Annotated in this window: 10 protein-coding genes; 6 read left to right on the top strand and 4 right to left on the bottom strand. The window is 63.7% G+C overall.

Translation table 11 applies throughout. From position 1 onward, the window contains the following. Positions 1 to 262: 262 nt before the first annotated feature. Together LK996_RS16350 and LK996_RS16345 are read right to left on the bottom strand one after the other, a co-directional pair. On the bottom strand, positions 263 to 586 hold the full coding sequence (locus LK996_RS16350) for a YkgJ family cysteine cluster protein (RefSeq protein WP_230528441.1): 324 nt from the start codon (positions 584 to 586) through the stop codon (positions 263 to 265). Positions 587 to 2,184: 1,598 nt separating this feature from the next. Beyond that, on the bottom strand, positions 2,185 to 2,871 hold the full coding sequence (locus tag LK996_RS16345) for an HD domain-containing protein (RefSeq protein WP_230528440.1): 687 nt from the start codon (positions 2,869 to 2,871) through the stop codon (positions 2,185 to 2,187). A 357-nt stretch (positions 2,872 to 3,228) separates the two neighbouring features. Here LK996_RS16345 and LK996_RS16340 point away from each other — a divergent pair, with 357 nt between their 5' ends. Both LK996_RS16340 and LK996_RS16335 read left to right on the top strand, forming a co-directional pair. Further along, positions 3,229 to 4,065, top strand: a complete 837-nt coding sequence (locus LK996_RS16340) for an alpha/beta fold hydrolase (RefSeq protein WP_230528451.1) — start codon at positions 3,229 to 3,231, stop codon at positions 4,063 to 4,065. 60 nt (positions 4,066 to 4,125) lie between these two features. Next, entirely contained in the window at positions 4,126 to 5,835 is a 1,710-nt protein-coding gene (locus LK996_RS16335) for an alternative oxidase (protein WP_230528439.1), read from the top strand. Here the strand turns inward: LK996_RS16335 and LK996_RS16330 are convergent. Beyond that, positions 5,810 to 6,301: a hypothetical protein gene (locus tag LK996_RS16330; protein WP_230528438.1), complete on the bottom strand. Its 492-nt coding sequence runs from the start codon at positions 6,299 to 6,301 to the stop codon at positions 5,810 to 5,812. The two genes, LK996_RS16335 and LK996_RS16330, sit on opposite strands and share 26 nt — an antisense overlap. Before the next feature lie 231 nt (positions 6,302 to 6,532). On the opposite strand from LK996_RS16330, the gene LK996_RS16325 reads away from it, so the two are divergent. From LK996_RS16325 to LK996_RS16315, 3 genes are read left to right on the top strand one after another with little or no spacing between them, the layout of a single operon-like run. After that, a complete protein-coding gene (locus LK996_RS16325) occupies positions 6,533 to 7,525 on the top strand; it encodes a LysR family transcriptional regulator (protein ID WP_230528437.1) in 993 nt (330 codons plus the stop codon). Beyond that, positions 7,522 to 7,779: a hypothetical protein gene (locus LK996_RS16320; protein WP_230528436.1), complete on the top strand. Its 258-nt coding sequence runs from the start codon at positions 7,522 to 7,524 to the stop codon at positions 7,777 to 7,779. Before LK996_RS16325 ends, LK996_RS16320 begins: the two co-directional genes overlap by 4 nt. Beyond that, entirely contained in the window at positions 7,737 to 8,021 is a 285-nt protein-coding gene (locus tag LK996_RS16315; protein ID WP_230528450.1) for an OsmC family protein, read from the top strand. Before LK996_RS16320 ends, LK996_RS16315 begins: the two co-directional genes overlap by 43 nt. A 50-nt stretch (positions 8,022 to 8,071) precedes the next feature. Here the strand turns inward: LK996_RS16315 and LK996_RS16310 are convergent, their stop codons facing one another. Then, positions 8,072 to 8,998 carry an MBL fold metallo-hydrolase gene (locus LK996_RS16310; RefSeq protein ID WP_230528435.1) on the bottom strand — a complete coding sequence of 309 codons (927 nt, stop codon included), beginning with the start codon at positions 8,996 to 8,998 and terminating at the stop codon, positions 8,072 to 8,074. A gap of 238 nt (positions 8,999 to 9,236) precedes the next feature. On the opposite strand from LK996_RS16310, the gene LK996_RS16305 reads away from it, so the two are divergent. Further along, entirely contained in the window at positions 9,237 to 10,784 is a 1,548-nt protein-coding gene (locus LK996_RS16305) for a phospholipase D family protein (RefSeq protein WP_343225891.1), read from the top strand. Positions 10,785 to 10,789 lie beyond the last annotated feature (5 nt).

Here is a 10,789-nt window from a genome sequence, read left to right as displayed (position 1 = left end):
CTTGTAAGGCGCTGACCGCGAGGTCAAAATTGCAGCAGGATCATGACTGGCACTGGGCGCTATGCGACCCGCAACACCGGGGAATGCCAGCCCCGCGCGAGCTCCCCAGCTTCCACTCGCGCCGATCCGCTGAGGCCCCGTCCATTGGCGGGGCCTCACTTTCTGATGAGTCGATATCACTTGAGGGCGAATGTCCGCAATCGGCCAGAAGCGGACATTCGCCTGGAAGGAAGAAGGTTGGATCGGCCATCGCGATTGCAGGTCATACCAAGAGGAGATCGATCTCGCGAGCTCGCTCTTCAGCGTATTCGGCGCGAACGGCCCGGCAGTATGGGCCGCCCATGACGAATCGGCGACACACCGCGGGGCGGCTTTCGTAGATGCCGCAGTTCATGCGGGAACCATCCATTGCTACGCACCAGCCGTCGTCGTCGTGGGCCATAACCAGCAACCCGCTCGGGAGGCGCGTAGTGAGGTGGGCGGGAATGTTGTCCTCGGGCTGCAGCACCACGATCATGCGACAGCAGACGGCATCGCAGTGCGCGCAGTTGGCTGGCTCCTCGAGTTGGAGGCTGCGCGGGTTCATGGCAACACGATGTGGGAGCTCAAGGACGGGAATGGTCGCTCCTAAGGGGCGATGCTTGTCTCGCAACGATTCGCGCGCGTGCTGTGCAACTAGCTCGGATTTCTGACGGATAACGCGCACTCAATCGTCGCTATCGGCGCCTGGAGCGGACAGCGGCCAACTCGTGCCTACTTCAATTGTCGAGCGCCTTTAGCAGGTCTGCACGGGCGCTGACCGCTTCTTCGTTGGAGCTGAACGCCAACGACAGCGTGTGGCAACCCAAGAGCACTACAGAGAACCCGTACCCGCCTCGGCTGCCTAGCACGGGGCTCACCAGCGAAACATGCTCAAGGCGGATGCAGAACTCGCCCAAAAGATGCATTGCGTGTTCCACTTGCACCTCGCAGCCGGTCACTCACCGGGTTCCATGAGTCTTACCCGGCACGCCTTCCGGTGCTTTTCGTAAAGTGCGATGTGTTCACTGATGCCAACTGCATATGCAGAATGGCCATCCAAGGATCGTTTGCGAAAAGCCAAGTACGTGGAGGTCTCTGCAGAAGTGAGCCCGACCAGGTGTTCCGCACCGGCGCCATCTCTGGCAATGGACCCAAAGAATGCGTGGCGCTCTTCGTCAGAAAAAGAGGTCATTTCGGCGCCTGCCCAGATGGCGTTTGGCTTTCGAAATCGCTCGCCTGCGCTTCAGTGGACGGCGCGTTTTCCCGCTGCAAAAGCTTATCGGGTCGCCTGAGAGTCGCCAAGAATTGCTCGGACTCGGCGCGTAGCCGCCGGTTCTCACAAATTGCGGCGGCAAGTCGTTGGCTTGTAGATGACGTTTCGAAACTCATGGCAGCGTCCTGAACATGGAGCTGCACGGAGGCTCGATGGCTGCGGCGCTATGTACTCGCCGTGATGCAGATCTCTTATACGCCGAAGGGAAGTGAAAGTCGGGTTCATGCGTCCGCTCTCGGGCCAAAAGCAGACATTCAGGCAGTTCAGATGTTGCCTGGAGGGCCGGCGGCCTCTAGGCGACGGGACAGACTGGGCGCGGTATGCTGCCGTGGCATGGCGATGATCGAATCGCGTCGCTGACTTTGAGCCTCCGTGCAGCTCGCGCCACTGGCTCAGTTCTCATGGTCGATTTCGATGCGATCCGTTTGGATGCGCAGATTCGTGCGTTCGCGTCTGCGCTTCGCGCTGTACACAAGAGCAAGTCTTGGGATTACGTCGCTCCATTAGCTGCCCACGGCTGGGCCACGCTTGAGTCATCTGCGAAGTGGGAATCCGTTCGGGCAAGGGTGAGAACGCACTGGCTGGATTTAGAGCAGGCTAGGCACACTCGTCACGCCGATTGATTGGTGCCAAGGCAGCACGCGCGCGCCGATGAACGAAGACACTAAGAGCGGCCCTGCCCTGTGATTCGCGGCAATGTCAGAGCGGTCACCAGTGACTGCCAGTCACGTTGCACCCCAAAGCGGACACCGAGAGGTCCGCTTTCGGCCAAAAGCGGACATTACCGCCATGCCGAGTCACGCGCGTACCGGGCGGCACCGACGCCTTGGCTGCCAGTCGTTCGGGGGAGGCGGATACACGGCTAGACCGCACGGCGGGGCACGGAACCCTTACTCATCGAACGGCGACTCCATCAAAACATCGACCATCGACGGCGCTTTGTAACCGGGAACGAAGCGCGTGCCGAAGTCGCGTGCGAAGTTGTCGTATGTCTTCTCGGGGGCGCGCTCGCAGAGACCGCAGACCGCCTTCATGAAATTCTGCTTCATATCCCGGCGCGGGAACTTCGCCACGATTCGCGCAATGCGTTCGGCCGGAATGTCGTCGTAACCCCACCCGCCCCAGTCGAGCGCAACGCCCATGGTGCACAGCGCGGCCTCCGTCTCCTTGTGCAGGCAGATCGATGGCGTCGAGTTAAGCGCGATGCTGTCCCAGATCAACTGCGAGCGTCGCGCATCGACACCACGTTCGCGTGCGAAGTCCCGCGCTGTGTTGGCGCCTTCCACTTCGAATCGCAAAGGACCAGGCGACGGGTCCGACAAGGCTATGTCGTGCAGTAGCGCAGACACCGCCAGCACTTCAGTGTCGTAAGGCTCGCCCTTCTGTTCTGCAACGATCGACGCGAACAGCCACGATCGCATCACGTGATTGAACAGGTACGGCTCCGAGCGCGCGCGCGCCATCGCGATGGCTTCTGCTACCAGCGGCGTATCCGGCACCAGCACGCCTGCGAGTTCGCGCGTCGGTACCGATGAGGTAACGACAGTCCACGGGGCTTTTGCTTTTGATGATCGCATGGGGATTCTCCGGCTTGCGATCCGCATCCTATTGCGCCGAATCCCGTCGCAGTATCGCCTGCAGCGTACACACCGTGTTGCCTGCCCGGAACCAACGCGCAGCATTGATTCCAAACATTCAACGCGGTGCGCACCCCCGCGTGTCTACCGGCGCTCACCACCCGCATCTACTTTGCATGCGCTTGCCAAACACAGGAGCAGGACATGAGCAACACCAACACACCCGGGCCCGTGAATCCCGATCGACGGGGTTTTCTTGCCATCGGCCTGAGCGCCACCACGCTGGCGACTGCATCGACCATCCCCTTTGCCGCCAACGCTTCTTCCGCACTCTCCCACGACTCGAGCGACCCCACGATGAACACGGTCACCACCAAAGACGGCGTTGAAATCTTCTACAAGGACTGGGGCCGCAAAGGCGCACAGCCGATCGTGCTCCATCACGGCTGGCCGCTGAGCAGCGACGACTGGGACGCGCAGGCGCTCTTCTTCGTCGAGCAGGGATATCGCGTCATCGCGCACGATCGCCGCGGCCATGGTCGCTCGTCGCAAGTGCGCGATGGTCACGACATGGATCACTACGCCGCGGACGTCGCGACGGTCGTGCAGCATCTCGATCTGCGCAACGCCGTGCACATCGGGCACTCGACCGGCGGCGGTGAAGCGACGCGCTACGTCGCCAAGCATGGTCAGCCCATGGGGCGCGTCGGCAAACTCGTCCTGATCGGCGCCGTGCCGCCGCTCATGATCAAGACGCCGGGCAATCCGGGCGGCATTCCGGTCGAAGTGTTCGACGGGATGCGCAAGCAGTTGGCGGCCAACCGCGCGCAGTTCTACCTGGACTTCGCCAGCGGCCCGTTCTACGGGTACAACCGCCCGGGCGCGAAGCCGCTCCAGGGCGTAATCCAGAACTGGTGGCGACAGGCGATGGCGGGCAGCGCGCAGGCGCAGCTCGTCGGCTCCAAGGCGTTCTCGGAGACCGACTTCACCGATGATCTGCGCGCGATCACCGTGCCCACGCTGGTGATGCACGGCGACGACGACCAGGTCGTCCCCATCGCCGACTCGGCGATGCTCTCCAGCAAGTTGCTGCAGAACGCGACGTTGCAGATCTACGAAAAGTTCCCGCATGGCATGTGCACGACGCACTCCGACGTGATCAACCAGGATCTGTTGAAGTTCATTCGCGGCTGACGACGCACCCTCGAGGAGGCGTCGCATGACGCGACGCCTCCCGCGACACATTGGAACGCCATGCACGTTCGTGCCAAACAGGTGCCGGTTGAGTCGCACCATCCCGTCCGCACACCCTGCGATCGCGTCGCTCGCGGCATCGCCCGGACGATTCGCCTCCTGGCCGAGGCGTGTTACGGAAAGCGCTACTGCAGCCGCGTACTCGTCGTGGGCATGGTCGCCGCCGTGCCGGGCATGGTGGCTGGCGCGATGCTGCACCTGCGTTGCCTGCGTCGGATGAGCGACGACAACGGATCGATCCGCCGGTTGCTTGACGAGGCCGACAACAAGCGCATGCACCTGATGATCTTCATGCGGATCGCCCAACCAACGCGGTTCGAACGCACGACGGCGCTTGTCGCGCAGGCGGTGTTCTTCCACGGCTACCTCATGCTCCACCTCGCGTCTTCCCGCATGGCGCACCGGGTGGTGGGCTACCTGCGTGAAGAAGCGATCGAGATCTACACCCGCTACCTCGACGAGATCGAAGCGGGCCGCATCGACAACGCACCTGCACCGCCGATCGCGATCGATTACTGGATGCTCCCGCACGACGCGCGCCTGCGAGACGTCGTGATGCAACTGCGCGTCGACGAGGCCGCGCATCGCGACGTGAACCACGCGTTCGCGAGCCATCGCGATGCCACCGTCCACGGCTGCGAAGCACGCTTTCGGTCCATCGCCAATGCCGTGCCGCAGATCATGTGGATCACTGATGGCGAAGGCCGCGTGGAGTTCGTCAACCGGCAGTGGAGCCGGTACACCGGGATCGCCTTCGTGCAGGGCGCGGCCGATGATTCGGCCGTTGCGGCGCTTCACCCCGACGACGTCGAGCACACGATGGCGCGATTCCACCACGCCCGGGAGTTGGGAGAACCCTTCACCGTCGAACACCGAATCCGGGCAGCCAGCGGTGCGTATCGTTGGTTCCTCGCGCGTGCAGAACCGGAGATGGAACCTGCGACCGGGCGACCCAGGCGCTTCTACGGAACGTGCGTGGATATCCACGAACGACGCATCGCGGAAGCGAAGGTAGGGGAAGCCGATCGAAGGAAGGAAGAATTTATCGCAACTCTGGCGCACGAGTTGCGCAACCCACTCGCGCCGATCCGGACCGGCCTGGCGGTGCTCGACATGAATCCGCCGCTGGAAACGGCGGCGAAGACGCGCGCCGTCATGGCGCGGCAACTCTGCCACATGGTGCGTCTCATCGACGACCTGCTCGACGTGTCCCGCATCAACAACAACAAGATCGAACTCCAGTTGGAAACCGTCGACCTGCGTGGGGTGCTGAAGGACGCGATCGAGGCCACGCACGCCTCGGTCGAAGCCGGCCGACACGAATTGATCGTGTCGCTTCCTTCCGCCGCGATCTACGTCGACGCGGACCGCACCCGGCTCGCCCAGGTCTTCGGCAACCTGCTTGGAAACGCAGCGAAGTACACGCCGCCAGAAGGGCGCATCGACCTCTCCGCGGACGTCATCGATGGCCGTGCGCTGATCCAGGTGCGAGATACGGGCGTCGGTATCGATGCCGCCGCGCTCGACAGCGTCTTCGAGTTGTTCTCGCAGATCCCGACAAGCACCGCGCTTTCGCAGGGAGGCCTCGGTATCGGCCTCTCGCTGGTCAAGCGGCTGGTGCAAATGCACGGTGGATCGGTGTGGGCGGTCAGCGCAGGCGCTGGCGAAGGCAGCACGTTCTTCGTCACGCTTCCGTGCGCAGCGCGCTGAGGTATGCGTCCACGTTCACCGACACGACCTCCGGTTCGGCCTTCAACCTGCGGTACAGGCCATTGGGTGTCCACGTCCAGTAGCACCGGCCGAGCATGTAGGAGACCAGCACGCTGCAGTTGGCCCAGCCGCGCATCTGGCTGCCGCGCCCCGGAATCCTTTCGCAGACCTTGAGGACATCGCCCCGCGCGCCCCACCGGAGGAATTTGGTGGCCTGGTCGAGCGTAAGCACGTTGACCATCATCCGTGTCCACCAGGGTTCCACCAGCAACCACGTGCCGTCGTCGAGCGGGCGCAGCGCAAACACATGTTTGTGCCTGGCGTGTGCGAAGCGGTGCCACCACTGACGCTGCAATCCCGGGACGAAGCACACAAGCCACGTCGCAGCTTCGACGGTGACCGGCGAGCCATGGGCGTCGACCTCGATTGTCGTGGCGATATCGGCGGAGGTTTCGGTCAGCAGCATGTCCGGGCCCGTGTTCAAACCTCGAGATGCTAGGAGCTGCGCCCAGGCGACTGTAGCCCTGCATGTGTATGCACGCCGCTTCCCGTTCGGCATCAATCGCTATCAAACCCCTGCCCTATTCATTGATTCCGTACGGGAACCACAGTGCGCACGACGCCGGTCCTACCGGCGAGATATCGCGGAGAAATACGATGGCGTCGTGATGGAAGTGATCCGAGATGAAGCCCCGCAATGAATGTGATGACCCCGATTCCGGCGGACCGCCTGGACACCCTGCACTCCAGCTTCACCGCCAGCTACTCCGGCATCATGGCGTTCATCGCGGTCGCACACGAAGGCAGCTTCGCGCGCGCGTCGGATCGCCTGGGCGTCGGACGTTCGGCGGTCAGCCGCAGCGTGCAGAAGCTGGAGGTGCAACTGGGTGCGCGCTTGTTCGCGCGCACGACGCGCAGCACGCACCTGACCCCAGAAGGCGAACGGTTCTTCGAGAACTGCCTCCCCGGTGTTGATCGGATCCTGCAGGCGCTGGAGGAGATGCGCGACCTGCGCGAGGGCCCGCCGCGCGGGATCCTGCGCATCGGCGCGCCGCACGGGTTCGGACGCAAGGTCCTCGCGCCGCTGATGAATGAGTTCCGCAAACTCTACCCGGACATCGCCATCGAGTTGACGCTACACGAGCGAGAGATCGACTTGACGGTAGACCGCGTCGACATCGCTTTCCGCGACGGCCGGCTCGGCGACTGCCAGGTGATCGCCAAGCAGATCATCCCGCTGCAAATGCGTGTCTGCGCTTCGCCTGACTACGCGCGAAAGCATGGACTTCCCACGACCATCGAAGAACTCACGCAGCATGCGTGCATCAACCGCAGGCTGCCGAACGGGCGCTTGCACTGCTGGGACTTTAAGGTCGATGGCCGCGCGCATCCCGTCACGCCACACGGCGACATCGTGCTCAACGACGACGACCTGATCATGAGCGCCGTGCGCAACGGGCGCGGGATTGCACAACTGCCGGAGTTCCAGGTTTGCGGTGCACTGCGAACGGGCGCGTTGGTGGAATGTCTCCACGAGTTCTCTCCCGACGACCAGGGGCACTACCTGTGCTACCTGAGCCGGCGACAACAGCCCAAGCGCATCCGCGCCTTCATCGACTTCGTCACTACGCAAGTTCGGGCCCTGAACCTCGATTGCGTGACTGAAATCGCCACCAGGAGCCTCGCATGAATACACCGCAGTCGTCGTCCACGCCCTTGCTCGACAAGTACTATGGAGACGAAGCGCAGGCGCTCCACGTCGGTCGCGTTCGCGTGACCCCGGCCGAGGATGCCGATGCATGGTTTTCCGGCGTGGTCAGGTCCGATGACGGCGCACTCGATCTGAACCTCAACCTGCATGCCGCGCTCGGGGCCCGGGCGGAGGCACCAACCCCGAGCAACTGCTCGCGGCCGGTTTCGCCACATGCTTTCACGGTGCGCTGATGTTGCTGGCGCGCCGCGCAGGCGTGGTTCTGAAGGACATGACCGTCGATGCCGCAGTGACGCTCGCGCGCGATCCCGTGGACGGGCTGTACCTGCTTTCGGCTGGTGTGCGCGTCAACGTGCCGGGTGTCGAACGCGCGCTCGCGGTGGAACTCGCGCGCAACACAGAACGCCTGTGCCCGTTCTCGAAGATGTTCCGCCACGGCATCGAGCACGTAGTGACGGTCGCCACCGATCGCTGAACACAAAAATGCCGGATCCCGCGATCCGGCATTTCGAGGCTCCGTTCGAATCAGTACTCCCAGGTAGCCGGGACCCAGCGAAAGCCTTCATCGTCTAGCGCCACGCGGCCGACGGAAGGGAATGACAGATGCGTGGCCACCAGGGGTTCGCCGGTTGCAGCCAGTTCCGTGAGCAGATCGGTGCGAACGCGCACCGCCTCTTCGGGATCATGGTCGAACGCATTGAACCAATCAGGGCGGGCGAAATGATCCGGAAACACGGCATCGCCGATGAACGTCAGCCGATCGCTGCCCGATGTAAGGCGTACCACGCTGTGCCCCGGTGTGTGCCCGCCGGTGCGATGTACGACAACACCGGGCGCCACTTCGCATTCCGTATCGAACGGACGCAACTGGCTTCCGTACTCGTCAACGAAGCGTTTGGCGGTCGACCGCAGTACATCCGGGAAGCCGCCGAATGTGTTGCGCGAGAAGTCGGGCGACATCCAGAAGTCGACCTCCACGGCCGCCAGGTGGATCGGCACATCCGGACACAAGCGACTCTTGAGCCCGTCGGCAAGCAACCCACCGATGTGGTCCATGTGCATGTGCGTGAGTACCACGTCGGTCACGGAAGCGGGGTCGATGCCGGCCGCTTCGAGCCGATGCGCGAGCAAACCGCCGGCACGCGGCTCGTCCGGGTATTCATCGCCCATCCCCGCGTCGATCAGCACGGTGCGATCGCCACTGCGCACGACGACCACGTTGAGTGGCCACTTGTACACGTCGAGCGGCTGCAGTTGGTCGCCCAACCACGCCGCGAGATCGTCGGGCGAGGCGTTCGTCGCCAACGTCGTGGCGGGCAACGGGAACGCGCCATCGCTGATGACCAGCACGTCGATCTCGCCGACCCGCAACGCGTATCGCGATGGCACCAGCTCGTCGAGTTCTTCGGGCCGCGGGCTACCTTGGCGCAAGGTATTGATTACGGAAAGCATGTTCGATCCTCTAGGAAGTCATCGTTCTCGAGCACCCGGCATCGTCGGGCGCTGATCGAATGTAGAGAGGAAGGCAACGCCGCGGTACGTCCCGGAAGGCGTTCACGGCGGTGCATGAAACGCACGGCAAACAGGCGTCATGTCACCCGTTCGGGTTGCGTGTCGGCGGTGTACGCTTGCCGCGTAACCCGCAACGGCTGTCGCCTCCTACACGACCTGGAATGAAGCGGTGCGTCGCGTGGCCTTCTGGCTTGTCATTGCTTGCCTCGTCGCGCTCGTACTCGTTGGCGGCGCGGTGTTGCTCACGAACCGCCTCGCGCCGCGGGCCACCGGCACGCCAAGCCAAGCGCTTCCATTGCAGCCGGCGCAGACCGAGATCGATCGCGAGCTGGCTCCGCTGCTGGCCGCGCATCCCGGCGAGAGCGGTGCAATCTTCCTGGTCGATGGCGTCGATGCATTCGCGGCGCGTGCACTGTCCGCGCGCAAGGCCGGCCGCAGTCTCGACCTGCAGTACTTCATCTGGCGCAACGATCTGACCGGTCGCCTGGTGGCGAGCGAAATCCAGGACGCAGCGGAGCGCGGCGTGCGCGTGCGGATCCTGCTCGACGACATGAACGCGCGGGGCCTCGATCCGTACCTGCTCGCGCTCGATGCGCATCCCAACATCGAGCTGCGCCTGTACAACCCGTTTCGCAACCGCGAGGACGTCGGCCGCGCGTTCGAACTCATTCGGCGCATGGTCAGCATGAACCACCGCATGCACAACAAGGCGTGGATCGCAGATGGCCGCGTCGCCATCGTCGGCGGGCGCAACATCGGCGAGCAGTATTTCAGCGCCGATGCCGAGGTGAACTTCCGCGACCTCGATTTGCTCCTGCTCGGGCCGGCGGCACAACAAGCAAGCGCCGCCTTCGACGCGTACTGGAACAGCGCCGCGGCCGTCCCTGTCGCAACGCTGGGCGCAAGGCATCCGGAAGCGCTGCGCGCCCTGCTTGGCGACGTCATGCGCGATGCCCGCAGCGAAGGCGCGCGGCGCTATCTCGATCGCGTCGCCGCTTCCCGGTTGGTGCGCGACTACTACAACAGTGCACTCCATCCTCGCTGGAGTGCGAACATCGAGGTCGTCGCCGATCCGCCGATGAAATGGGCGAGCGACGATCGCAGCGGATGGCTCATATCGAGGCTCACTTCGAAAATTTCCGCTGCGCGCGATGAGGCCTTGGTGATCTCGCCCTACTTCGTGCCGGGCGAAGACGGGGCGTCGATGCTCGCCACGTTGCGGCATCGTGGTGCGCGCGTGGGCATCGTCACCAACTCGCTGGCCGCGACCGATGTCTATGCCGTGCATAGTGGATACGCGGCATACCGAAGCCGCCTGGTTCGCCTGGGCGTGGACCTGCATGAGTTGCGCGCGAGTTCGCACGAGCGAACAGCGCCGACCTTCATCGGCACGCGGGCAAGCCTCCACACCAAGGCCTTCGTGCTGGACGGCGAGCGTGGCTTCGTCGGTTCGTTCAACGTCGACCCGCGTTCGAAGACCCTCAACACCGAGATGGGCGTGCTGTTCGATGATCCTGTGTTGGCCTCGCAACTGCGCGACGAATACCTGCGCCTGAGCGGCCCGGACTTCAGCTATCGCGTGTACCAGGACAAGCAAGGCGAACTGCGCTGGATCGACGGCACCCAGCGCGCTCCCGTCGAACTCGACAGCGAACCCGATGCAGGCTTCTGGAGACGCGCCCTCGTGCGCGTGTCGGGCTGGTTGCCGATCGAATCGCAGTTGTAGCGGCG

This window comes from Noviluteimonas lactosilytica, assembly GCF_020866925.1.
GTDB lineage: Bacteria > Pseudomonadota > Gammaproteobacteria > Xanthomonadales > Xanthomonadaceae > Noviluteimonas > Noviluteimonas lactosilytica.
Note: the sequence above shows the minus strand (reverse complement) of the source record. Positions and strands in the feature narration are given on the sequence as shown.